Genomic DNA, 24,497 nt, shown 5'->3' on the forward strand with positions numbered 1-24,497 from the left:
CGCATGCTATCGCACCTCGCAGGCTGCGGCTCTGCCTAGTCCGGCAGAGCTGCTAATGCAACGATTTCAATGACAAGATCAGACTGAGCAAGCGCTGCAACTCCAATAACTTCCGAGGGCGGCGGGTTGTTGTAGCTGCAGTGCTTCGGGCAGTGCACCGCAAAGAATTCGTCCAAGACGTCCAAGCGGAAATTGGGGGAGCTCAGAACGCCGCCATCGGGAAATGGCCCCTTAACAAAGAAGGTCAGCCGGATGAGATGCTCGAGCGCGCTGCCAAGCTCCTCCAGATCTGATTTGATGTTGGTGAGAACTGCGCGCCACTGTGCTGCCGCGTCGCCAATGGCGCCGCCGCCGCTTTTGCCGATCGGATCGTAGTCCTCGGCCGTCGCGGTATTTCCGGAAAGGTAGACAAACCCCTTTGCGCCGGTAACGACCGTACCCTTTCCCCATGGCATCAACCGGCCGTTTTTAAATTTCTTATGAGTCACGAGTTCCATTGTCATCTCCCGTCGCTCAAAGAGACGTGCTTAGCCAACGAGGAAGGATAGTCCAGCGAGGCGATGCGACAAGCTCGCGACAGACTTGCCTCGCCTTCATCCAACCTGCTTCAATCCGGCTACGGCTGCGAGTTGATGCGTTCGCGCTGCACAGCCAAACTTCGCTGAAGCCTGCCCAGTTGTAATGGCGACTTCTCCTTTCGAGCGGCGGCAAAGAAAAGCACTTAATTTTAATTTTAATGTTTCTTGCGATATTCTCCTGATATGCCATTTCAGCTTGACATGAGCAGCGATCTCACGCCAATTACCTCTCAAGTTTCAACCCTGCATTGAAACACTGAACAACGGCCTGCCCCGCCATGTGCCCAGCGAATCGCGAAATCGAGACTGCAAAGCAGGCGGCGTTCGTTAGCCGGGGCGTGGAGACGCGGATGCTCCCAGATTTCTCGCGGGTGCTGGTGGTCGGAAAATCACCGATCAACCGGGTCGTGGTTTCAAAGATCGTTGAGCGGTCCGGCCTCAAACCGATCTCGGAAACTCCCGAAACCGCGGCAAAGGCCTTGCACGCGCTGATTCCCGGCACTGTCGTTCTCGACGGCGGAGCGGAGAACGGTGACTGCGACGCCTTGCTGTCGGGCATCGATGCGCTGCGAAGGGCGTCAGGCAAATCGCTTCCGTTGGTGATCCTGCTCTCAGTCAAGACCGGCACTCCGGAGACCCTGGGCCTGTCGAGCGTCATCGATGCGGTGGTCGTCAAGCCGATCACCACCGAACGGCTGCAGCCGGTGATCGACCGGCTGGTCGGGCTCGGCCGCAACTGACCTCTACCGCGACGCGTCGACTGCAGACCTGATCAATCAATCTCGCCGATACGCTCGATCAGGCCCGGCAGTTCACCGAGATTGGCTATCTGGCGAAAGCGCGGTGCTGAGACCGGCGGCTCGACATGCTCCAGCACCCAGGTCAGTTCATGCGGCACGTGGATGCCCCAACTGCCGGCTTCGATTGCCGGCACCACGTCCGATTTGAGCGAGTTGCCGACCATCATGCCCTTTTCCGGGCCATCGCCGTAGCGGCTGAAGATCCGGCTATAGGTGGCAGCGCTCTTGTCGCTGACGATTTCGACCGCATGGAACAGCTCGCCCAGTCCGGATTGCGCGAGCTTGCGTTCCTGGTCGAAGAGGTCGCCCTTGGTGATCAGCACCAGGCGGTAGGCGCCGGCCAGCTTTTCCACGGTCTCGCGCGCATAGGGAAGCGGCTCGATCGGATGGCTGAGCATCTCGCGGCCCGCGGCGAGAATTTCGGCAATGGTTGAGGCAGGCACGTGGCCTTCGGTGACCTCGATCGCCGTCTCGATCATTGACAGCGTAAATCCCTTGATGCCGAAGCCGTAGACCGCGAGGTTGCGCTTCTCGACCTCCAGCAATCTTGCCGAAATCCAGTCCTCCTCGGCGTGGTCGGCGAGCAGCGCGGCAAAGCGCTTCTCGGTCATGCGGAAGAACTGTTCGTTCTGCCACAGCGTGTCGTCGGCGTCGAAGCCGATCGTCGTCAGTTTGCGGCTGTGTTGCATTCGGCGTCTTCAATTGCGGCGTTGCGGGACGCCGACCCTAGACCAGGATGTTTTTATCCGGAAGTCGTTGTGTTCCCCCGGTAATCGAGGCGCACGCCAGCCGGCTCCCCTTCCCTTTGGTCGCCGGCAACGGCTATACTCCACAATCTGCAACAAATCTGGTGATTGATGCCGCCTGCAAAAAAGGAAGTCCGTCCGTCGAGCCGCGGAGGACGCGCCCGCACGCCTGCCTTCGTGAAAAACCAACGTGGCGTCAAGAACTGGAAGGAAGTCAGCGCCTGGCTGGAATGGCGCGGCATCGAAGACATCGAATGCATCACGCCCGACCAGGCCGGGGTTGCGCGCGGCAAAATGATGCCGTCGAAGAAGTTCACCTCCAACACCTCGCTTGCCCTGCCTTCGGCGGTGTTCATGACGACGATCTCGGGTGGTTATCCGGAGGACGGCAACGGCTTCCACTATCCGGAGGACGATGGCGACCTCAAGCTGATGCCTGACCTCTCGACGCTGACGGTGGTGCCGTGGGAGGAGGACCCGACGGCGGCGGTCATCTGCGACCTCGTCCACCAGGACGGCCGCTCGGTCGAGTTCACACCGCGCAACGTTCTGAAGCGCGTGCTTGCCGCCTATGACAGACGCGGGCTGAGACCTGTGGTGGCGCCCGAGATCGAGTTCTACCTGGTGCGCAAGAACCCCGATCCGGACTACCCGCTGACCCCGCCAGTCGGGCGCTCCGGACGGCCGATCGGCGGCGGCGCCGGCTATTCGATCGCCGGGGTCAACGAATTCGACGAACTGATCGACGACATCTATCATTTCTCCGAAAGCCAGGGCCTGGAGATCGACACGCTGATCCACGAAGAGGGCGCCGGCCAACTCGAAATCAATCTGCGTCACGGCGATCCGATCGAGCTCGCCGACCAGGTGTTCATGTTCAAGCGAACCATCCGCGAGGCGGCGCTGAAGCACGAGATCTATGCCACGTTCATGGCCAAGCCGATCCAGGGGCAGCCCGGTTCGGCCATGCATATCCATCAGTCAATCATCGACAAGAAGACCGGCAAGAACGTCTTTTCCGCGGAGGACGGCTCGGAGACCGAGGCCTTCTTCCACTTCATCGGCGGCATGCAGAAACATGTGCCGAACGCGCTGGTGATGTTTGCGCCCTACGTCAATTCCTACCGGCGGCTGACGCAGGCGGCCTCGGCGCCGGTCAACAACAAATGGGGCTACGACAACCGCACCACGGCCTTTCGCGTGCCACGCTCCGACCCGGCAGCGCGGCGCGTCGAAAACCGCATTCCTTCCTCCGACGCCAATCCCTATCTGGCGCTGGCCGCATCGCTCGCCTGCGGGCTGATCGGCATGACCAATAAGATCAAGGCCGATCCGCCGGTACTGACGACCGCCAATGAGGATGAGATCGACCTGCCGCGCGGCCTGCTCGAAGCCGTCGACCTGTTCGAGGCCGACGAGGAACTCTGCGCCCTACTCGGCAAATCCTTCGCAGCGACTTATGCGGCGATCAAGCGGGCGGAATTCGAGACCTTCATGGAAGTGATCAGCCCATGGGAGCGGGAGTATTTGCTGCTGAATGTGTAGTAGGAGAGTAGGGCAATATGGCAGTAGGGCAGTTAGGGCAGTAGGGCAGTAGGGCAAGGATGACGGACAAGATCGCATCGTACAGGGATCTGATCGTCTGGCAGCAAGCCATGGACCTAACGGTTGCAATCTCCCAAGTCACAAGGACCTGGCCGAAGGACGAGCTCTACGGGCTGACGGGTCAGGTGCGTCGGGCAGCAACGTCTGTGCCAGCCAACATCGCCGAGGGTTACGGCCGAGAAAGCCGAGCTTCCTACCAGCAGTTTCTCAGGATCGCCCAGGGATCACTCAAGGAACTGGAGACACACCTTCTAATCGCGCAACGGGTTGGAATTACCTCTCGCGAGGCAGTCGAATCATTGATGCCTCACAGCGAGAGCGTAGGAAAGCTCTTGCGGCTTCTCATCCGCAAGCTGTCGGCTGAATAGACACCTACTGCCCTACTGCCCTACTCCCCTACTCCCCTAGCCGAGCATCATGACTTACCAATCCCCAATCTCCCCCGGCCGCTCCTGGTACGAGGACACGGCCGGACCAAGGCCCGAATATCCGGCGCTCGACGGCGACCGGACATGCGACGTGGTGATCGTCGGCGGCGGCTTTACCGGCCTGTCGGCTGCGGCTCATCTCGCCAAGTCAGGCGCGGATGTCGTGCTTATCGAAACGAATCGTTTCGGTGACGGCGCATCGGGCCGCAATGGCGGCCAGCTCGGCACCGGACAGCGGGCCTGGGCAGAGGAGCTGGAAGCGGAATACGGCTTTTCCTGCGCCAAGGCGCTGTTCGACCTGGCCGAAGAGGCCAAGGCGCATCTCCTCGACTTCGCCGCGGTGCACCAGATCGAGATCGACTATATGCCCGGCCAAATGTCGGTGGCGCACAAAAAGCGCTATGTCGACGACTACAAGGCGCATGCCGAGATCATGGCAAGCCGGTTCGGCTATCCGCACATCTCATTCATGGATGCCGCGGAGACAGCCGAGCGGCTCGGCTCGACGCATTATTTCGGCGGCACCCGCGACACGGGCACCGGCCACATCCATCCGCTGAAGCTGGTGATCGGCACCGCAAAAGTCGCGGCACAGGCCGGCGCAAAGCTTTTCGAGCAGACACCGTCGACCGGGATCACCTCCGGCGGCGGCAAAGTGAGGGTGACGACGCCGAAGGGCACGATCATCGCCGGGAAGTGCTTGATCGGGGTCAACGCCTATGGCGGCACGCTCGAGCCGGTGAGTGCTTCGCATATCATGCCGATCGGCTCATTCATCGGCGCAACGGTACCGCTGGGCGCCGATTCCAAAGTGTTGCCGGGTGGCGAGGCGGTCGACGATTCGCGCTTCGTCGTGCGCTATTTCCGCAAATCGAAGGATGGGCGGCTGCTGTTTGGCGGGCGCGAGATCTACGCAGTCAACGATCCCAAGGACATTCACATCCACATCCGCCGGCAGATCGCCGAGATCTATCCGGCACTGAAGGACATTGAGATCACCCATGGCTGGGGCGGCTATGTCGGCATCACCGTACCGAGAAAGCCGTTCGTGCGCGAAGTCATGCCCAATGTGATCTCGGTCGGTGGTTATTCCGGCCACGGCGTCATGCTGTCCAATTTTTTCGGCAAGCTTTATGCCGAGACGGTCGCCGGCAACCGCGACCGGCTGAAGCTGATCGAGGATCTGAAGATTCCGCCTTTCCCCGGCGGCCGGCGTTTCCGCGCGCCACTGCTCTTTCTTGCGCTCAACTGGTACGCGTTGCGGGACAGGATTTAACCAGGCGTTGCAGAATCCTTAACCAGGGCGCAGAATCCCCGCCAAGGGCGCAGTGATGCCACAATCGCGGGCGAAAGATGATGCTCGTGGGCAGCTGAACGGGGAATTTTTGCGGGCCTGCCCGCTTTTGGTTTGGGAACGATGCCGATCGAAATGCCGGCTCTCCGGCATCGGTCGTGAGAACATCGGCCCGCAAATGGAGGTGGCAAGTGTGAGAGAGCCCTTCAGTTTCGGTGCGCCGGAACGACGGCGCCTTGCGATGCAATTCGGTTACGATATGCGGCCGACGTTCTGGCACGGGGTCCGGTCGAACGCGCATCTCGTGATCGCTGCGCTTGGCACGGCAGCACTGCTCGGCGTTGCCGCAGTGGCGCTGTGGCTGGCCTTGCCGGCCAATGAACGACAGGCGGCGGCGAGCCCTGAGCAGACCGTTCCGACCATTCCGGTCAAGACGACGAAGATCATGCCTTCCAAGGTCGCTGCGGCGCCGCGGACGACGGGCAAGGCCGACGCGGTTTCCCCGGCGGTGGCCGCGGCGGAAGCCGACATACCGGCGCTGGCTCCCAACAATCCCCGCTGGACGGGACCAAAGACGGCATCGGCCGCCGCCACAGCAGCATCCGACCAACTGGCAAGCCAGACCGATCAGGCGGCCGATAAATCGTCTGCTTCGGTGGCATTCGCCGATCCGGCAGCGAAACCCGACGCTGCGGCATTGTTTGCCAAGGTGGCGGCTCCCGGCAGCTCGACGAAAAACACAGGGCCCGACGGTGCGCAGACCGCTGCCATCCCCACACCCAAGCCGCAACTGCCGACGCAGTCCGCGAGCGAAGACGACAACAGCACCAAGGCAAAATCCGGAAAAACCAATACTGCCGGTACCGGACGCATCCTGAGATCCGTCACCATGCGCACCGGCCCAAAGAAGAATGCGGCCGCCATTCTCACCGTGCCGGCCAAGACCTCGGTGCAAGTGATGAGTTGCAAGCAGTGGTGCCAGATCGTCTACAACGGCAAGCGCGGCTGGGTCTACAAGAGCTACGTCAAAACCGGGGCGTAGGACAGACAGAGCGATCGCGGCTCGGATCGCTCGCCATCAGCCGCCTGTCGCCGGATGGCCTAGGGGTTCAAATGCAACGGCCGCCGTCGACTTCCAGCGCCACGCCGGTGATGAAAGCTGCTTCATCCGATGCGAGCCAAAGCGCGGCATTGGCCACGTCAAGCGGCGTCGAAAGCCGGCCGAGCGGGATCGATGCGCGGAACTTCTCGCGGATCTCGGGTGTGTCGGCGCCCATGAATTTCTCAAGCATGCCGGTCTCGCCGGCGACCGGGCACAGGCAGTTGACACGGATGTTCTTTGGCGCGAGTTCCACCGCCATCGATTTGGTCGCGGTGATCGCCCAGCCCTTCGATGCGTTGTACCAGGTGAGACCAGGCCGCGGCCTGATACCGGCCGTGGAAGCCGTCGTCAGGATGACGCCGCCGCCTTGCCGCTCCATGGCCGGCACCACGGCAAGTGCTGCGTTGTAGATTGCCTTCATGTTGACTGACGTGATCAGGTCGAAGGTCGCTTCGTCGACTTCCAGCATGTCACCGTTGCGATGGGTGTAACCGGCATTGTTGACCATGATGTCGATGCGACCGAAGGCGCTCATTGCAGCATGGACCATGTCGTCGAATTCGGACCGCAGCGAGACGTCGGTCTGGGTCCAGATCGCCTTTTCGCCGATCTCGCCGGCGACGCGCTCTGCGTCCTTGGCGTTCAGATCGGCGACAACGACCCGCGCGCCCTCCTCGGCAAAGCGCCTGGCCATGCCCTCGCCAAAACCCGAGGCAGCGCCGGTGATGATGGCGACCTTGTTTTGGAGGCGCATGCCTTTCTCACTCATCGTTGAAGACGATCGACGACGCGTTTGGCCATGGCCATCGAAAGATGTGTGTCCATTGCCGATTTCTCCTTTGGCTTTCGCCTTGATCCCGCTCTATGCTGCACCTGCGAACGCTCCCGGAAGCATCGCTTGCCGACAAGCCTCCGGCCAGAGCCGGTGTCAAGAGCACACGCGGATGTGACGCAATGACACTGGCAAGTTTAAATCGATTAGATTATATCAGCCGCGTTATCGCGACCGGCGTCAGAGCGGACAGACCATGACCAGCCAGATCATCCCCGTCGACCCTTTCGACTTTATCATTTTCGGCGGCACCGGCGATCTGTCGGAACGCAAGCTTCTGCCGTCACTGTACCACCGGCAGCGCGACCACCAGTTTTCCGAGCCGACGCGCATAATCGGCACATCACGTTCGAAGATGACCGATGAGGAATTCCAGTCTTTCGCCAGGCAGGCGATTGCCGATCATGTGAAACCGGAAGATATCGACGCCACGGAACTGAAAACGTTCCTCGCACGGCTCTCCTATGTCCCGGCCGACGCAACCACAGGTGCCGGCTTCGACAGGCTGAAGAAGGCGATCGGCGACAGCGAACACATCCGCGCTTTCTATCTGGCGGTGGCGCCGGCGCTATTCGGCGACATCTCGCACAAGCTGAAGGAGCACGGGCTGATCACGCCGAATTCGCGGATCGTGCTGGAAAAGCCGATCGGCCGCGATCTCGCTTCGGCGCGCGCGCTCAACGACCTGGTCGGCGACGACTTCCATGAAAGCCAGATTTTCCGCATCGACCACTATCTCGGCAAGGAGACGGTGCAGAATTTGATGGCGCTGCGCTTCGCCAACGCGCTCTACGAGCCGTTGTGGAATTCCGCCAATGTCGATCATGTGCAGATCACCGTGGCCGAGACGGTCGGCCTGGAAGACCGCGTCACCTATTACGACAAGGCTGGCGCGTTGCGCGACATGGTACAGAACCACATGCTGCAGCTGCTCTGCCTCGTCGCCATGGAGGCGCCGTCGTCGATGGACGCCGATGCCGTCCGTGACGAAAAACTGAAAGTGCTGCGGGCGCTGAAACGCATCAACGGCAACGAAGCGCCCAAGCACACGGTGCGTGGGCAATACCGTGCCGGCGCCTCGGCCGGCGGGCCGGTGAAGGGCTATGTCGAGGAACTCGGCAAGAACAGCAACACCGAGACCTTCGTTGCGCTCAAGGCCGAGATCGGCAACTGGCGCTGGGCCAGCGTGCCGTTCTACCTCCGCACCGGCAAGCGGCTGGCGACCCGCGTTTCGGAGATCGTTATCGAATTCAAGCCAATCCCGCATTCGATCTTCGGCGAGAGCGCCGGGCCGGTCTCCGCCAACCAACTGGTCATCAGGCTGCAGCCCGACGAAGGCGTCAAGCAGTTCATCATGATCAAGGATCCGGGCCCGGGCGGCATGCGGCTGCGCCAGATCCCGCTCGACATGAGTTTTGCGCAATCCTTCGACGGCCGCGCGCCCGATGCCTATGAGCGGCTGATCATGGACGTCATCCGTGGCAACCAGACGCTGTTCATGCGCCGCGACGAGGTCGAGGCTGCGTGGAAATGGATCGACCCGATCCAGGACGCCTGGGAAAGCGGAAGGCAAGAGGCGCAAGGCTACACCGCAGGCACATGGGGCCCCTCGGCCTCGATTGCGCTGATCGAACGCGATGGGCGGACATGGCACGAGAGCAATTAGGCGGCGCCTACAACTGGCACGAATTTGCCGGACGCCAGGAGTTGGCGACAGCGCTTGCCGGCCACGTCGCCGGCCGCCTGTCAAAGGCGATCGCCGAGCGCGGCACGGCACTGCTTGCAGTCTCGGGCGGCACGACGCCGGCGAAATTCTTCGCGGCGCTTTCGACCGTTCCTATCGCCTGGGAAAAGGTGACGATAACATTGGTCGACGAGCGCTTCGTGCCGCCCTCGTCGCCGCGCTCCAATGCCGGTCTGGTTGCCGCCAACCTGCTGCAGAACGCGGCCGCCGCCGCGAATTTCGTGCCGCTCTACCACGCTGCGGCAACTATCGCGGGCGCAGCGGTCTCCGACAGTGAGGCGCTGCAAGTGCTGCCCTGGCCCCTCGATGTTGTTGTGCTCGGCATGGGAACTGATGGCCACACCGCCTCGTTCTTTCCGGATGCCGACAACCTGGCAAGATTGCTCGATCCGTCGTCGCAAAGGATCGTGCTTCCGGTTCACGCGGCAAGCGCCGGCGAGCCGCGGCTGACGCTGTCACTGGCGCGGATCATCAATGCCGGCTTCATCGCGCTGCATATCGAGGGCGCGGAAAAACGCACCGCATTCGAGGCCGCGCTTGGAGTTGGAACACGAAAGCCCATTCGCGCCGTGCTCGATGCAACTCAAAAGCCCGTAGAGGTTTTCTGGGCACCCTGATCTCAACTTGGCTGCAGGTCCCGGCAACAGCCGGAAGGTGTTTGCGGGACCTCGCCTGAAAGGACCGACCGCCATGACCGCAAGACGCGACATCGAAGCCATCACCCAGCGCATCCGTGAGCGCTCCAGGCCCGGTCGCGAGGCTTATCTCGGCCGCATCGCCGAAGCCTCGAACCGCACCGCCAACCGGGCCGTGCTGTCCTGCGGCAACCTGGCCCATGGCTTTGCCGTGTGCAGTCCTTCCGAAAAGGTGGCGCTTGGCGGCGACCGGGTGCCGAACCTCGGCATTATCACCTCCTATAACGACATGCTGTCGGCGCATCAGCCTTTCGAGACGTTTCCGGCACTGATCAAGGACGCGGCCCGCGAGGCCGGCGGCATCGCCCAGGTGGCCGGCGGCGTGCCCGCGATGTGCGACGGCGTAACCCAGGGCCAGCCCGGAATGGAGCTGTCGCTGTTCTCGCGCGACGTGATCGCCATGGCCGCGGCGATCGGCCTGTCGCACAACATGTTCGATGCCGCCGTCTATCTCGGCGTCTGCGACAAGATCGTGCCGGGGCTGGTGATCGCGGCGCTGACCTTCGGTCATCTGCCGGCGGTCTTCATCCCGGCCGGGCCGATGACGACCGGCATTCCGAACGACGAAAAGGCCAAGATCCGCCAGCTCTATGCCGAGGGCAAGGCGGGGCGGGCCGAACTGCTCGAAGCCGAATCCAAATCCTATCACGGGCCGGGAACCTGCACTTTCTACGGCACCGCCAATTCCAACCAGATGCTGATGGAGATCATGGGCCTGCACACGCCTGGCGCCTCGTTCGTCAATCCGGGCACGCCGCTGCGCGACGCGCTGACCAGGGAAGCGACCAAGCGGGCGCTGGCGATCACAGCGCTCGGCAACGCCTACACGCCAGCCGGGCGGATGATCGATGAGCGCTCGATCGTCAACGGTATCGTCGGCCTGCACGCCACCGGCGGTTCGACCAACCACACCATCCATTTGATCGCCATGGCGGCGGCGGCCGGCATCGCCATTACCTGGCAGGATATTTCCGACATCTCGGAAGCGGTGCCGCTGCTGGCGCGGGTCTATCCGAACGGCCTTGCCGATGTGAACCACTTCCACGCCGCCGGCGGGCTCGGCTTCCTGATCCGCGAACTGCTCGACGCAGGCATTTTACATGAGGATGTGCAGACGGTGTGGGGCGAAGGGCTGCGCCCCTACGCGGTCGAGGCCAAGCTCGGCGCCGATGGCGGCGTCGTGCGCGAGGCCTCGCCGCGCCAGAGCGGCGACGAGAAGGTGCTGGCGCCGTTCAAGAAGGCGTTCCAGCCGAGCGGCGGGCTGAAAGTGCTTTCAGGCAATCTCGGCCACGCCGTCATCAAGACATCGGCGGTCAAGCCGGAGCGGCGCATCATCGAGGCACCGGCCAAGGTGTTCGACAGCCAGCAAGGGCTGAACGAGGCGTTCAAGGCGGGGTCGCTGACCGGCGACTTCATCGCCGTCATTCGGTTCCAGGGCCCGAAGGCCAACGGCATGCCGGAATTGCACCGGCTGACCACCGTGCTCGGCATCCTGCAGGACCGCGGCCAGCATGTGGCGCTGGTTACCGACGGGCGCATGTCGGGTGCCTCCGGCAAGGTGCCGGCGGCGATCCACGTGACGCCGGAAGCGGCGGAGGACGGGCCGATCGCCAGGATTCATGACGGCGATATTATCAGGCTCGACGCCGAGGCCGGAACGCTCGAGGTGCTGGTGCCGGCCGGCGATTTCGCACTGCGCCGGCCCGCGGACAGCGACCTCATAGGCAATGAATTCGGCTTCGGCCGGGAGCTCTTCGCCGGGTTCCGGCAGATGGTGGGCCGCGCCGACCATGGCGCGAGCGCCTTCGGCGTGGCGTGACTTTTTCGGCCATGAGGAAGAGCGGCTGGTGGCCGCTCTCCCTTGGATCTATTGAACCGTCAGCTCGGCTCGCGCGCCGGCCCTGACCGTTACCGCGCCTTCCTTCGAGCTGCTGTCCGACTTCTCCGAAACCACCGCGTAGTCGCCAACCGACAAGGTGGCCTGATACTTCTGGTCATAGGCGTAGCCGACCGACTTGCGGGTTCCATCGATGTTCTTCTTGGCCTCGAATATCTCGATCTTCGAGGCCCCTGGCGCGGTGATCGCCAGCACGCCGGCGTTCATGGCGATCTTCAGATCCTGATGTTCGCCAATTTTGACACTGAACGGCTGCTCGGCCACCGCGAGATCGACGGTCGCGACCATTACATAATCGTCGGGCGGCAGATCGAACTTGCTGTCGGGGCCGTAGGCATAGGTCACCTCCTGCCTGGTCCCGCCGATGTCCTTTTTCGCCTGGAACACCTTGAAGCCGACGCCAGAACCCTCGGCCTTGTCGCCACCGGCAGCATAGTAGGCGTTGGCGACGACATGCCCGACGCCGACGATGATATCCTTGTCGATGACCCTGCCGGCGGCAAGCTGGACCGTCTCGGTAACCACGCCCTGGCCGATCGTGACGGTCACCTTCTCGTCGCCGGCCGGCAGCACGACTTTCGTGTCGCCATAGTAGGTCGGCAGGGTGTCGACGCCTGGATAGGCGATCACGACCGCCGCGCCGCCGTCAACGTCCGCCCCTTCGCTTGGCCGCGGGTGGATAACCAGCGTGCCGGCATTCAACGTGAAGAGCGGCTTGGCGACCTGGCCAGGCTCGATCTTGATCTTCTGTTCGGCCTTGGCCTCGCCGGCGCGCGCGACGACGATATAGTCGCCCGCCTCCAGATTGCCCTTGTAGGCGCCGTATTCGGTGGCGACGGGATCGCCGCGCGTGCCGTCGGAATTCGCCTTATAGATCTCCCAGGCATTGCCGTCGGTGACGGGATCGCCACCTTCGGCAAGCACGACGGTGGGCACGAAATTGGACTCCGCCGGCTGGGCAGGCCCCGGCTGGGGAGCAGGCTGCGGGGCGGCAGCCGGTTCAGGAGCGGATGGCGGCGGCGCAACGGTCTCGACGAGGGCGTCCTGCAATGCCTTTTCATCCGATGCTTCGATATATTTGCCGCCGGTGTTATCGGCCAGGCAGGCGACCTGCTTGCCTTCGGCAGCCGTCAGGCCAAAGCCGACGACATCGACGGTGAAGTCGATGCCGGCAGCCTCAAGCTCCTTGCCGAGCGCACAGGGATCGCCGCTGCATGTCTCGATGCCATCGGTGATGAGAACGACCGTCGCCTTGTCCTCGGTGTATTTCAATGCTTCCGCCGCTTGCTTGACAGCGGCGGTCAGCGGCGTCTTGCCCTGAAATTTCAAGCTGTCGGCCGCGGCTGAGATCGCACTTGCCGAGCCTGCCTGCGGCGGCACGATGAGTTCGATGTCGTCGCAACTGGCCTTCTCGCGATGGCCATAGGCCATGAGGCCGATTTCCTCATCGGCCGGGACCGATTGCAGCACGTTCCGCAGCGATTGACGGGCGATTTCGAGCTTGGGCTTGCCGTCGATCTGCGCCCACATCGAGCCGGAGGCATCGAGAATGACGATGACGCGATCGGCGGCGAAACCGAACCCCGTCGTCCAGAGCAACAGGGCCGCCGCAGCGACGCTCCGCACAAATCCCGCCATCAAAAATCTCCCCCGTCAGTCGCCGCCGCTCGGCGCCGGAACGCTATTTGACGCCGCGTCGCGACACAAGCCCGGACGGAGTACGAAGCTGCGTCGCCTCTCTGCCAAACCCTCAATAGGTCGTGCGGCGTTCCTCGGAAGGCGGCCGGCCGAATTGCAGCCGGTAGCTCTGGGCAAAATAGGAATGCGAGGTGAAGCCGGTGGCGATTGCCACGTCGAGGATCGGCATGTTGGTCTGGCGCAGCAATTCGCGCGCCCGCTCGAGCCTGAGCCGCATGTAATAGCGCCCGGGCGTCACACTGAGATGGCGCAGGAACAGGCGCTCGACCTGGCGCACCGACAGGCCCGCCGACTTGGCGAGCTGCACCGCCGACAGCGGCTCGTCGAGATGATCGGCCATCAGCTCGACGATGCGGCGAAGCTTCTCCGACTTGCCGGTCAGGTCGCGTTCCGGGCCGACGCGCTGGCGGTCCCCGGCCGAGCGAATGCGCTCATGCTGGAACTGGTTGGCGACGCCGTTGGCGAGGCTCGAGCCGAAATCACCGCGCACGATCTCCAGCATCAGGTCGATCGAGGTGGTGCCGCCGGCGCAGGTGTAGCGCTTGCGGTCGATCTCGAAGACGTTGCCGGTGCAGTTGATGTCCGGAAAGCGTTCGAGGAACCCGGCGCGGTTTTCCCAATGGATAGTGCAGCGATAGCCATCGAGCTGGCCTGCCTCGGCAAGCAGATAGGAGCCGACCGAAAGCGCGCCGAGCGCATTGCCGCGCCGACCCCAGCTGCGCAGCGCAGCCAGCACCTTGCTCTTGCCGGGAAATTCCGTCGTCAGCCCGACCGAGACGAAAAGGATATCGACCGGCGGCAGATCGACAACGGCGTAGTCGATCTTGAGCGGCAGGCCGTTGGAAGCCATGACGGCATCGCCGTCGGCCGACACCGTCGTCCAGCCATAGAAATCGCGGCCGAGCAGCCGGTTCGCCGACCGGAACGTGTCGATTGCCGCGGCCAGCGAGAACATGGAGAACTTGTCGACCAGCAGAAACCCGAACTGCCGGCCGCCCTGAACGGGATCATTGGTGACCGGCCGTTCTAAGGGAACAATGAGGTTCGGCAAGGACGCTGCTCTCTGGTCAGAAGGAAGGCCGTTTCAACCCGGCTGCGAGGTAGGCGGAAGCTAGCGTGTTGGCCATCAGCATGGCAATGGTCATCGGCCCGACGCCGCCAGGCACCGGCGTGATGGCGCCGGCCGCCTTCGCTGCCTCGGCAAACTCGACATCGCCGACGAGGCGGGCCTTGCCTTCACTCTTTTCAGGTGCGGCGATGCGGTTAATGCCGACGTCGATGACGGTGGCGCCAGGCTTGACCCAGTCGCCGCGGACCATTTCAGGCCGGCCGACGGCTGCGACCAGAATATCGGCGGTGCGGGCAAGCGCCGGCAGGTCCCTGGTGCGGCTGTGTGCGATGGTGACCGTGCAGTTGGCGGCAAGCAGTAGATTCGCCATCGGTTTGCCGACGATGTTCGAGCGCCCGACGACGACCGCATTGAGGCCGGACAGATCCTTGCCGCGCACCCGTTCGATCAGCAGCATCGAGCCGGCCGGCGTGCAAGGCACGAAGGCGGTCTCGAACTCGCCGGTGCCGAGCTTGCCGACATTGATGAAGTGGAAGCCGTCGACATCCTTCTCCGGCGCGATGGTCTGGATGACTTTGCCGGCATCGATATGGCCGGGAAGCGGAAGCTGCACCAGGATGCCGTTGATGGCCGGATCGGCGTTGAGCTGGCCGATGATCTTCAACAGGTCCGGCTCGGAGGTCTCGGCCGGCAGCGTGTGCTGAACCGAATGGAAGCCGCATTCCTTGGCGGTGCGGGATTTGGAGGCGACATAGACCTGGCTCGCCGGATCCTCGCCGACGATGACCACCGCGAGGCCGGGCTGCCGTCCGCCCTTTTCCGCCAGTTCGGCGACCAGGGCCTTGACCCGCCGCACCACGTCTTCGGCGACGCTTTTTCCGTCAATCAACTCAGCCATGAACCACCCTCGACGCCGATCGCCTAAGCCTGCCGCGTTAAAGCATCCCGCGGCGTACTCCAGATACCTTTTATGCATGTCGTTGCCCAGAACCATGCGCAGCCGGGCGGACATGCAGCGCGGCATTTTCACGAAAATCGAGCCGGGCAATCCCGTCAATGCGCCGTCCCATGCCGCTAACTCGAAACCGGCATGTTTTATTCGACGCTTAGAAATAGCGGCGCGTGCGGTTTTCGGTGAGCTCGCGAACCGCTTCGCGGAATTCACGCAGGCTGGCACGGATTTCCTCGATCTGGCTTTGCTGATCGGCGGCTTCCGAAACCTGATTTGCCTCCTTCGACCAGGCCTGAGTATAGGCCGAATGCTGCGGCGTGGGTTGCTGCGGATAAGGTGGCTGTCCGGCATAGAGCGGCTGTAGATCGAAGGCAGGCGGCATCGCTGCGCCGGAATTTGTCGCGGCGGAAGTCTCGCCGGACGCCATCTCCTCCGGCGCTCTGCCGGGCATGAGCCTGCGCAGCGCTGACAACACGGTACCGATCGGACCCCGACGCGCTGCCCGGTACGCTTTGTCCTCAGCGGGACCGGCATCGCGGCCGCCAACGGAGCCAGCGGGGTCGAACAATACATCGGCAGCTGCAGGCTCTTCCGTCAGTATGGTGGCGGCCTCCGGCCCATCAGGATGGAGCTGGCTTGTGCCGGCGGCTGCCAACAGGATCGGACTGGCACGCGCCTCGCGGCGCGACCGGGCGAGACGATGCCGTGTGGCGGCATCCTCGCGCCATGACGCGCCTGCACGGTCCTCTAGCGAAACCAGCGATGCTTCGTCCTCGTCGCGCACTGCCTCGACGAGCGACAGCAAGGACAGCTCGTTCCTCCGGTGTTGACGATTATCCCTGTAAGCCATGGTTCCTGGAGCTTTCCCCTAGGGCTGGGACGTAGCGACCGCCCACTGGTTAAGCGATGCTAAACAGGCATAGGAAATAAAAGGTTAATTTGGTCGGCTGAGAGACCTCGTTTCCCGCCTTAAGACAATGCCATCGAGTTCGTCGCCCGCGATTGGTCGATCACTCGAAAAATGGCGGGATGTCGGTTAGGGTTGGAGGCAGACGTTCCATTGTTCATGAAGTCGCCATCTTGAACACCGTCAGAATTCGGGGGAGGCTATCCGTATGATAACGCCAGACACTCCGTTTGCGCTGATGCTGGAGATGCACGCTGTGCTCTTCGGAGTTCCGTTGCTTAGTCTGCTGGCAGGGACCGCAATCCTTGCTTTGATACGCCCATGGCGCTTTTCTTCAGGGGCCGTGGCGGCTTGCAAGATGGCTATGGGAGTCGGCGTCGTTGCCGTGGCAGTTGTGCTTGGTTGGGGAGGATTTCTTGTCGGCTTTGGTGCGCTGTTGGAGAATCCAGGCTATCGCTCCCACCTCGTCTGCAATCCCTGTTTTTAGTCTGGGATGGGCCGAACCTGGCCGTCCAGAGTGATCGGGTCAGGACTGACCGAGCCCGATCAGGCGGCGAAAGCGGCGACATAACCCGGCCCCTGATCAAGGTCCGAGAGGGGCTTCCCCGTCCGCCCATGAACGTCTATGGCAAAGCCAACCTTTCGAATGGAGAGCTTCGATGACGATCAGGCTTGTTCTCGCCGGTTGCGGCAATATGGGCTACGCCATGCTCTCGGGCTGGCTGAAAGCCGGCAAGCTCGCTCCGGCTGCGGTGTTCGTGGTCGAGCCCAATGCCGAGTTGCGCAAGCGTGCCGAAGCACTGGGCTGCGCTGCTGCCGCGGATGCCGGCGTCATCCCGGCGGACGCCGTGCCGGCCCTCGTCGTCCTTGCGGTCAAGCCACAGGTGATCCGCGACGTGACGGCTGGCTACATCCGCTTCAACGATGGCCGAACCACTTTCCTCAGCATCGCCGCCGGGACGCCGGTCGCCACGTTCGAAGGCATTCTCGGCGACCGCGCGCCGATCGTGCGCTGCATGCCCAACACGCCGGCGGCTATCGGCAAGGGCATGATGGTGGTGTTTTCCAACAGGCTGGTTTCCGAGGACACCAAACGCCTTGTCGCCGACCTGCTTTCGGCAATCGGGCAAGTGGCCGGTATCGATGACGAGGGCCTGATGGATGCGGTGACGGCAGTCTCCGGATCCGGTCCAGCCTATATCTTCCATTTCATCGAAGCGCTGACCGTGGCCGCCGAGAAGGCTGGCCTGCCGACCAGGACTGCCAAGCTCTTGGCCATGCAGACGGTCTACGGCGCCGCATCGCTGGCCGCCGAAAGCGGCGAGGAGCCCGGCGTGCTCAGGCAGCAGGTGACCAGCCCCAACGGCACCACGGCTGCGGCCCTTGCAGTACTGATGGGCGAGGACCGGCTGACACGCCTGCTCACCGAGGCGGTGGAAGCGGCGCGGCTGCGGTCGGTAGAGCTGGGGAAGTAACAGCTGTCGAGGCGTGGGTCGGCCGTGCGTTTCAGGGGCAATAGCAAACGCTCTGTAGCGATCCTTCGCGCCCCCCTCTGTCCTGCCGGACATCTCCCCCACAAGGGGGGAGATTGGCAGTTTGGGCGCTCCGCTCACGAACTGCGATGTTGGAGATTGGCGAACGCCGGCGTGACGTCCGATCTCCCCCCATGTGGGGGAGATGTCCGGCAGGACAGAGAGGGGCGCTGTCCCGCCGACGTCAAAGTTTCTGCACCGCACCTAACCCGCCCCATACAGCATCTCGTCCTGCAGCCGGCGCAAGGCGAATAGCCTGGTCGTCGGGTCGGGCGCGGCATTGTCGGCGGTGAGCAATTCGCCTTTCCTCACCGGTTTCAGCACCTTGCCGCCTTCGAGCAGGCCGACGGGCACGGCGTGGTGGGCGCGAGCCTCCTCGACGGTCATGGTCCAGGAGCGGTAGCAGGTCTCGCCGATCGCGTCGAACGTCTCGCCTGCCGCCAGATCGCGCTTGGCCACGGCGCAGACCTCGGCCACCGGCCTCGGCAGCGGCACCATGTCGGGCTTGCCGTAAAGCGCGATACGGGCGGCCGTCAGCGGCACTTCCAGCGAGGTCAGATGGTAGGGCCTGAAGAAGCTGTAATAGGGGCCGTGGCCGATATGCAGATCGTCCATGCGCTCGATGATCCGCGGATGAGTCGCCTCGACGATGACGAAGACACCGGGCGCCACGCCCTTGCCGACGGTATAGTCGACAACGCCCTTCTTCGACAGGATGCCGCCCTGCTCGCGCGGGATCAGCACCTTGACCAGCTCGTCACGGTCGGCCTTGGGGCCGTGCATGCCGGGAACGTCGGGTACCAGCCCAGTGGCGTTGGCGATGGCGCACATCTCGACCATGGTTTTCGAGCCGTCGACGAACTCGACCAGCATGCGCGGATTCATGTTGCGGCGCAGCGCTTCCGCGCGGTAGTCGTCGGGAACGGCGTCGTGGTTGAGAGGGTTGTTCTTGCCCTTGCCGGCGGAGACGATGGTGTAGCCGAGCGCCGAGGCGAACTCGATCAGCTCCATGCAGCTCGACGGCTCGTCGCCGGCGCCGACCGAATAGACGACGCCGAGCCGGTCGGCCTGCTGCTTGAGGTAGCAGCCAATAGTGACGTCGGCCTCGACATTCATCATCACCAGATGCTTGCCGTGCTGCATCGCCATCAGGTCGAAATCGGCGGCGACGCCGGGCTTGCCGGTGGCATCGATGACAACATCGATGAGCGGATTGGTGACCAGCATCTCGTTCGAGGTGATTGCGATCTTGCCGCTCTCGATCGCCTGGCTGACCTTCGAAGCGCTGTCCGCTTCGGCTGCCATTGCCTCGTCGCCATAGGCGATGCGGATGGCGTCACGCGCTGTATGCGGCCGGCGGGTCGAAATCGCGCAAACCGAAATGCCCGGCATCAGCATGCCTTGTGTCACCAGATCGGTGCCCATCTCGCCCGAACCGATGACACCGATGCGCACCGGGCGGCCTTCCGCCGCGCGCTTGGCAAGATCCCGGGCAAGCCCAGTCAAGGCGACATTGGTCATGCTGGAAACGTCCACTGCTTTTTTGATTTGAAGCGGGAATAGCAGGGAACGGCAACCCTTTGCCAATCGAAACCGGTCGCGGCCACCTTTTCCTGTGCGCTATTGCAATTCGGCCAGCAACGCTTGTGCCTCGGCAAGGTTCTTTGCGGAGCCGGCGGCAAGGTCGTCCATCTTGCCATCCCGAAAGATGACGAGCGCATGCTGGCAGGCGGCTATCGCTTCCTCGGCCATTGCCTTCTGCTTGCGAGCAGCACCCAGATCGGTAAGCTCGTCGCACAGGCTGTCCTCGGTGAACGCAATGCCCGGCACCGAACCGATCTTCTTCTGCACGGCGATGGCCTCGCGCAGGATCGGCACCGCCTCCTCGATTTTGGCGACGTCGTTTTCGGCGCGGCCGGCGAGCGTCAGCTGATAGCCGATCTCGTTTTGCAGGCTCGCCCAGCGCTCGGGGTCGCGGTCGCGGTCGACCTGGTCTGCCAACGCCCGATTGACGGCGACCGCCTCGTGGAACAAAGCCGGCGAAGGCTCTTTCGCGCCGATCATGCCAAGCACATTGGCCAGGCTTGCCTGCGTGCTGGCCCAACGTTCGGGGGCGCGGTCGCGCGTGCGCACGCTCTGGATCGAACGATAGATGCCGGCCGAACGCTTCAGCAGGGCAACGTCGTCGCGCCAGTAGCCCAGCGTCGAAAGCGCGCTGGCCAGATTGGTCTGGTTGCGCAGCCATTCGTCGGCATCCCTGTCGCGGCTTATCACTGTCAGTGCCGCCTCATAGGCCTGGACAGACTTGGCCATGGCGTCCGGGTCGGAACTGGCGTTTGCCTGCATCATGCGGGCATTGCCGAGGTCGCCTTCGACCGAAGCCCAGAGCGAGCGGTCGGGCAGCGTGGCATAGACGGCCAGTGCCTTTTCATGCGCGGCCGCCGCCTTCTGGTAGAGCGACGGGTCATTGGCGCTGCCGGCAAGGTAATAATAGGCGCTGCCGAGTTCGTTCTGCAGCTGGGCGTGATCTTCCGGCACCGTGGCGAGGTCGTAGAAGGGCAGCGCCGCTTCAAGCGCCGTCGCCGACTGGTTGAACGCTTCGCCGTCCTGCGTGCGGTCGCCCAGAACCAGGAGCACATGGCCGAGACCCCATTGCGTTGCCGCCCAAGCGTCGGGGTCGCTGTCACGGCTCTGCATTTCGAGCGCCGCGCGATAGGCCACCGCCGAGCGCTGGAGCGCCTCGTCCGAACCGCCATCGGCCTTGCCGAGCATGGAAAGTGCTGCGCCCAGCCGGTACTGCGTCTTCGCCCAGTCCTTCGGGGCGCTCTCCTTGGTTCGCACGGTGAGCGCTGCATCATAGGCGGCGACCGCTTCTTCAAGGACCGCTTTGTCGCGAGCACGGTCGCCCCAGGTCGACAGCGAGTTGCCGAGACTGTGCTCTATTGAGGCGAATTCGAGCGGCGCGGCGGCGACGGTATAGACCTGCGAGGCCTCGCGATAGGCGGACGCCGACTTCCGGAGATAGTCGATGCCGGTGTCCCGATCGCCAAGCGTCGCATAGACCGAGCCCAGATTCTGGTTCAACGAAGCCCAGTCGAGCGGCAGCTTTTCGCGCGGATATTCAGAAAGTGCGGCCTCATAGGCAGCGACCGCCTTGAGCAGCGCGTCATTGCCGGCCTGCCTGGCGCCGAGACGCTGCAAGGCATTGCCAAGCGTCAACTGGCCGTTTGCCCAGCTGGCCGGCGCATGGTCGCGCGTCCACACCGTCAGTGCGGCCTCTGCCGCCTCCCGAGCACGCTGAAGCGTAGCAATGTCGCCATTGATCTGGCCGATCGATTCCAGCGCCGAACTCAAATTGTTCTGGATCGTCGCCCATTGCGCCGGCGCGCGCTCGCGCGTCATTTCCTCCGTCGCCGCCTGATAGGCGGCAACGGCCTGCTCAAGCGTCGGTACGTCTTGTTCACGCTCCCCGAGGCGGAACAAGGCCGCGCCGAGATTGACCTGGCTCAACGCCCAGTCGAGCGGCCCGCGCTCCCTGCGGTATTCGGTCAGCGCGGCGCGATGCGCTTCGATGGCGGCGCGAAAGCTGTCGCTGGTGGCTTGGCGCTCACCCAGTTCGGAGAGCACGATGCCGAGATTATTCTCAGTCGCCGCCCATTCGAGCGGCAGCTTTTTCGACACTTGCACCTCGAGCGCCGCGCGGAACGAGGCAACGGCATTGTCGAGCAACGTCGTGCCGTTCTCGCGCTGGCCGAGCCGCCAATAGACGGTGCCGAGATTGCCTAGCGTCGAGGCCCAGTCGTCCGGATTGGCGTCGCGCGTGTAGACGCTCAGCGCCTGATCGAAGGCGGCTGCCGCTTTGTCGAGGTCTTCGCGGCCGGCCTCGCGCTCGCCCAGCGTCGACAGTGTGGTGGCGAGATTGTTTTGCGTGGCCGCCCATTGCCGCGGGCTGTTTTCGCGCGACACATAGGTCAGCGCCTTTTCATAGGCAGCGACCGCCTGCACCAGAAAGGCGTTGTCGCCCGAGAAAGAACCATGCGCGGAGAGCGCCTGGGCCTCGGCTGCCTTGTAGAACCAGGCTTCATGGTCGTCCCATTTCTCGACCTGCTCATAGGCCTTGGCATAGTCCTGGGCTGCCGCCTGATAGCTGAAGGAGATTTCGTAGGTTTTGGCGCTGTCGCCGAAAACCTCGGCAAACTCGAAACGACGCGCCTTGAGGTCGGCTTCAGCCTGGTCGACGGTCTTCGACAGTTCGCCAACGCGGGCCTTGGCCTGTTCATGGATTTTCTGCGCTGCTTCCAGCGCGCCTTCCTGCACCGCTTGTTCGGCCAGTTTTGAAAGCCGGACGATTTCCGGATCCTGGCTCTTCAGCGTCGCCTGCTCGGCCAGTACCTGTTTCAGCCGCTCGGTCTGGCCGCGCAGCAATGTGTCGAGTTCGGCTGCATCCCTGGGTGTCTCGGTGCCCAGCGTCTTCAGCATGGCGTAGAGCGCGTCCATCGGTACGCCGCCGTCGCGGGCGATCGTCTCGATCTGGCGGCGTTGCGGGTCGGGCAGCGTCGAGATCGTCAGCAGCAGCCGGCGGCGCTCTGTGAGGATCTCGCCCTCCTCGCCTTTCGGCACCTCGGCGGGCGTGCCGAAATAGAGCAGCCGGCGCAGGCTCTCATTGACCCAGGGCCGCTGCCGGCCGCCGGTCTTGAGATAGACCTCCTCGCCGACCATGCGCAGCACAGTGCCGAATTCCTCGCCGCCCATCGTGTCGATGTGACGCAATATGGCTGCCGCGTAGGGGCTGTTGCCGTCGGCGGGACCGTCGAGCGCCACCTTGCCGGGCTCGGCGGCAAAGCCGATGACTTGGCCCAAGCTGTCGTTGCCAGAACCGCTGTCGTCGGCCGAACCCTTGGCCGGCGCGCTGTCGTTCAGCGCCACGACGCTGCGCGTTTCGCCGAGGCCGCCGGCGCCGATCGGCTTGCCCGCTTCACCCGGCTTGAGTTTCAAAAGCGTGCCCGGCGGAAACGGGTCGTTGCGGCAGGCATCGAGCAGCACGATGGTGACCGGCACCTTGGCCTTCAGTTCGGCCACGATCGACGACAGCGGGACCAGCTTCTCGCCGGCATCCTCGAGCGCCGCAATGTCGGCATCGACGGGCACCAGGAAATTCTCGCCACCGGCTTCGATGCCGTGGCCGGAATAGTAGATAATGGCGACGTCGGCACCCTCGGCATCGTCGACGAAGCCTTCGAGGTCGCGCCGCAATTTGCGTGCGTCGCGATTGGTCGCGACATCGGTTTCGAAGCCGAGCCTGTCGAACATCTCCTCGATGGCGCGGGCGTCGTTTTCCGCATTGGGCAGCTTGCCGACATGCTCATAGTCGGACTGCCCGATGACGAGCGCGACGCCTTTTAGCGCCTTCGGCTCCTCGCCCCGAGCAGGAACCAGCGCGCACAAAGCAGCGCGGCAAACGCCACGCCTATGCGCCCTGTTGCACCTGGAAACAACATCGCCCACCCCAACCCAGCGTGCAATCTTCCACAGCGCCATGGCATCATGATGGCCGGCGCTTGGCAAGTGTTCGGGCAAGAGGTGTTCTTGTCGTGGCCTGTCGTGCCGCTCCGTTGCGATCTTCGCGCCCCTCCCTCGCCCAGCGCTGCGCCGCCGCTACTTGTTTGTTGACAGCATGCGAGGCCCACATGTGGAATTTGGCAGCAGAGAGCTGGAGGCTCCTCAAGCAGAGCGTCCTCGGCTTCATCGATGACAATGCGCTGAGCCATGGGGCGGCGATAGCTTTTTATGCCACGACCTCGCTTGCGCCGATCCTGCTGATCGTCGTCGCTATCGCCGGCATGGCCTTCGGGCACGAGGCGGCACAACTCGCCCTTTCGGCACAGATCGCCGGCCTGATGGGACCGCAAAGTGCCGAGCTGCTGCAGGCGACGATCGAAAACGCTTCGCAGAAGGAAGCGGGAACCCTTGCCAGCATTCTGGGGCTGGTCACGCTGTTCGTCGCCGCATCCGGCGTGTTCGGCGAAATGCAGCTGGCGCTGAACGAAATCTGGAAAGTCAAACCGAGGGCAGCAACGATCTCACGGCTGGTGCGGGCACGCATTGCAAGCCTGGGCCTGGTCGCCGCTCTCGGTTTCCTGCTCCTGGTGTCCTTGGTTGTAAGCGCCGCGATTTCGGCGCTCGGAGACGTCATCAACGCCTATCTGCCGTTCGGCACCATCATCCTGAGCGCGGTCAACGGGATTGTCTCGTTTGCCCTGATCGCGCTGCTGTTTGCCGCGATCTACAAGGTGCTGCCCGACCGCAGTCTGCAATGGCGCGATGTCGGCCTTGGCGCCGTCGTCACCGGGTTTCTGTTCACCATCGGCAAGTCGCTGATTGGCTGGTATATCGGAACCAGCGCTTTCGCATCGTCGTACGGCGCGGCCGGCGCCCTGCTCGTCGTGCTGTTGTGGGTCTACTATTCGGCCGAGATATTTCTGCTGGGCGCCGAATTCACGCGAGCCTATTCGGTTCGGCACGGCAGCCGGTCCGATTTGAAGAACAAGGTGGAATCGCATGACAAATGAGTTCACGCCGAAATTCGACTTGGCCGGCAAGGTGGTGCCTGTCACCGGC

Annotated in this window: 19 protein-coding genes; 10 read left to right on the forward strand and 9 right to left on the reverse strand. The window is 63.3% G+C overall.

Annotated features, from left to right (window positions below; all coding sequences use genetic code 11):
* Nucleotides 1–35 precede the first annotated feature (35 nt).
* Nucleotides 36–497, reverse strand: coding sequence for a RidA family protein (locus NKI01_RS07185; protein WP_023719403.1), 462 nt, complete (start codon nucleotides 495–497; stop codon nucleotides 36–38).
* A gap of 431 nt (nucleotides 498–928) precedes the next feature.
* Between NKI01_RS07185 and NKI01_RS07190 the strand changes: the two genes are divergently transcribed.
* A complete protein-coding gene (locus tag NKI01_RS07190; RefSeq protein WP_156948085.1) occupies nucleotides 929–1,318 on the forward strand; it encodes an ANTAR domain-containing protein in 390 nt (129 codons plus the stop codon).
* Between the two features lie 32 nt (nucleotides 1,319–1,350).
* Here NKI01_RS07190 and NKI01_RS07195 read toward each other — a convergent pair whose 3' ends face one another.
* The gene (locus tag NKI01_RS07195) at nucleotides 1,351–2,067 is read right to left on the reverse strand and encodes an HAD family hydrolase (protein WP_352493833.1); all 717 of its coding nucleotides are present in this window, start codon (nucleotides 2,065–2,067) and stop codon (nucleotides 1,351–1,353) included.
* Between the two features lie 168 nt (nucleotides 2,068–2,235).
* Here NKI01_RS07195 and NKI01_RS07200 point away from each other — a divergent pair, with 168 nt between their 5' ends.
* The 4 genes from NKI01_RS07200 to NKI01_RS07215 all read left to right on the forward strand — a co-directional run bounded on the left by NKI01_RS07200 (nucleotide 2,236) and on the right by NKI01_RS07215 (nucleotide 6,493).
* Complete coding sequence (locus NKI01_RS07200; RefSeq protein WP_023719406.1) at nucleotides 2,236–3,669, forward strand: glutamine synthetase family protein; 1,434 nt, start codon at nucleotides 2,236–2,238, stop codon at nucleotides 3,667–3,669.
* A 59-nt stretch (nucleotides 3,670–3,728) separates the two neighbouring features.
* Complete coding sequence (locus NKI01_RS07205) at nucleotides 3,729–4,097, forward strand: four helix bundle protein (RefSeq protein ID WP_023719407.1); 369 nt, start codon at nucleotides 3,729–3,731, stop codon at nucleotides 4,095–4,097.
* Between the two features lie 49 nt (nucleotides 4,098–4,146).
* Nucleotides 4,147–5,433: an NAD(P)/FAD-dependent oxidoreductase gene (locus NKI01_RS07210; RefSeq protein ID WP_352962408.1), complete on the forward strand. Its 1,287-nt coding sequence runs from the start codon at nucleotides 4,147–4,149 to the stop codon at nucleotides 5,431–5,433.
* Between the two features lie 259 nt (nucleotides 5,434–5,692).
* Nucleotides 5,693–6,493: an SH3 domain-containing protein gene (locus NKI01_RS07215; RefSeq protein WP_352919759.1), complete on the forward strand. Its 801-nt coding sequence runs from the start codon at nucleotides 5,693–5,695 to the stop codon at nucleotides 6,491–6,493.
* A 67-nt stretch (nucleotides 6,494–6,560) separates the two neighbouring features.
* Here NKI01_RS07215 and NKI01_RS07220 read toward each other — a convergent pair whose 3' ends face one another.
* Nucleotides 6,561–7,307, reverse strand: coding sequence for an SDR family oxidoreductase (locus NKI01_RS07220; protein ID WP_023719410.1), 747 nt, complete (start codon nucleotides 7,305–7,307; stop codon nucleotides 6,561–6,563).
* A gap of 274 nt (nucleotides 7,308–7,581) precedes the next feature.
* Between NKI01_RS07220 and zwf the strand changes: the two genes are divergently transcribed.
* The 3 genes from zwf (at nucleotide 7,582) to edd (ending at nucleotide 11,643) form a co-directional block, all read left to right on the forward strand.
* Nucleotides 7,582–9,051, forward strand: coding sequence for a glucose-6-phosphate dehydrogenase (gene zwf, locus NKI01_RS07225; protein WP_023719411.1), 1,470 nt, complete (start codon nucleotides 7,582–7,584; stop codon nucleotides 9,049–9,051).
* The gene (pgl, locus tag NKI01_RS07230) at nucleotides 9,033–9,746 is read left to right on the forward strand and encodes a 6-phosphogluconolactonase (protein ID WP_352482394.1); all 714 of its coding nucleotides are present in this window, start codon (nucleotides 9,033–9,035) and stop codon (nucleotides 9,744–9,746) included. The genes zwf and pgl overlap by 19 nt, the downstream gene beginning before the upstream one ends.
* Nucleotides 9,747–9,819: 73 nt before the next feature.
* Nucleotides 9,820–11,643 carry a phosphogluconate dehydratase gene (gene edd, locus NKI01_RS07235; RefSeq protein WP_352482395.1) on the forward strand — a complete coding sequence of 608 codons (1,824 nt, stop codon included), beginning with the start codon at nucleotides 9,820–9,822 and terminating at the stop codon, nucleotides 11,641–11,643.
* 48 nt (nucleotides 11,644–11,691) lie between these two features.
* Here the strand turns inward: edd and NKI01_RS07240 are convergent, their stop codons facing one another.
* From NKI01_RS07240 to NKI01_RS07255, 4 genes are all read right to left on the reverse strand, one after another.
* On the reverse strand, nucleotides 11,692–13,359 hold the full coding sequence (locus NKI01_RS07240; protein ID WP_352962411.1) for a vWA domain-containing protein: 1,668 nt from the start codon (nucleotides 13,357–13,359) through the stop codon (nucleotides 11,692–11,694).
* A 112-nt stretch (nucleotides 13,360–13,471) separates the two neighbouring features.
* Nucleotides 13,472–14,470 (reverse strand): GlxA family transcriptional regulator, encoded by a 999-nt coding sequence (locus NKI01_RS07245; RefSeq protein WP_352962414.1) that lies wholly within the window; start codon nucleotides 14,468–14,470, stop codon nucleotides 13,472–13,474.
* A gap of 16 nt (nucleotides 14,471–14,486) precedes the next feature.
* Nucleotides 14,487–15,386: a bifunctional methylenetetrahydrofolate dehydrogenase/methenyltetrahydrofolate cyclohydrolase FolD gene (gene folD / locus NKI01_RS07250; RefSeq protein ID WP_352962417.1), complete on the reverse strand. Its 900-nt coding sequence runs from the start codon at nucleotides 15,384–15,386 to the stop codon at nucleotides 14,487–14,489.
* 208 nt (nucleotides 15,387–15,594) lie between these two features.
* Nucleotides 15,595–16,245 carry a hypothetical protein gene (locus NKI01_RS07255; protein WP_352592534.1) on the reverse strand — a complete coding sequence of 217 codons (651 nt, stop codon included), beginning with the start codon at nucleotides 16,243–16,245 and terminating at the stop codon, nucleotides 15,595–15,597.
* 761 nt (nucleotides 16,246–17,006) lie between these two features.
* On the opposite strand from NKI01_RS07255, the gene proC reads away from it, so the two are divergent.
* Nucleotides 17,007–17,822, forward strand: coding sequence for a pyrroline-5-carboxylate reductase (gene proC, locus NKI01_RS07260; RefSeq protein WP_352962420.1), 816 nt, complete (start codon nucleotides 17,007–17,009; stop codon nucleotides 17,820–17,822).
* 261 nt (nucleotides 17,823–18,083) lie between these two features.
* On the opposite strand, the gene NKI01_RS07265 is transcribed toward proC, so the two are convergent.
* Both NKI01_RS07265 and NKI01_RS07270 read right to left on the reverse strand, forming a co-directional pair.
* Nucleotides 18,084–19,400 carry an NAD(P)H-dependent oxidoreductase gene (locus tag NKI01_RS07265; protein ID WP_352791931.1) on the reverse strand — a complete coding sequence of 439 codons (1,317 nt, stop codon included), beginning with the start codon at nucleotides 19,398–19,400 and terminating at the stop codon, nucleotides 18,084–18,086.
* A 99-nt stretch (nucleotides 19,401–19,499) separates the two neighbouring features.
* The gene (locus NKI01_RS07270) at nucleotides 19,500–23,324 is read right to left on the reverse strand and encodes a caspase family protein (RefSeq protein WP_352962423.1); all 3,825 of its coding nucleotides are present in this window, start codon (nucleotides 23,322–23,324) and stop codon (nucleotides 19,500–19,502) included.
* A gap of 242 nt (nucleotides 23,325–23,566) precedes the next feature.
* On the opposite strand from NKI01_RS07270, the gene NKI01_RS07275 reads away from it, so the two are divergent.
* A complete protein-coding gene (locus tag NKI01_RS07275; protein WP_352493821.1) occupies nucleotides 23,567–24,448 on the forward strand; it encodes a YihY/virulence factor BrkB family protein in 882 nt (293 codons plus the stop codon).
* Nucleotides 24,449–24,497 lie beyond the last annotated feature (49 nt).

The sequence above is a fragment of the Mesorhizobium sp. M0815 genome (assembly GCF_040319995.1).
GTDB lineage: Bacteria > Pseudomonadota > Alphaproteobacteria > Rhizobiales > Rhizobiaceae > Mesorhizobium.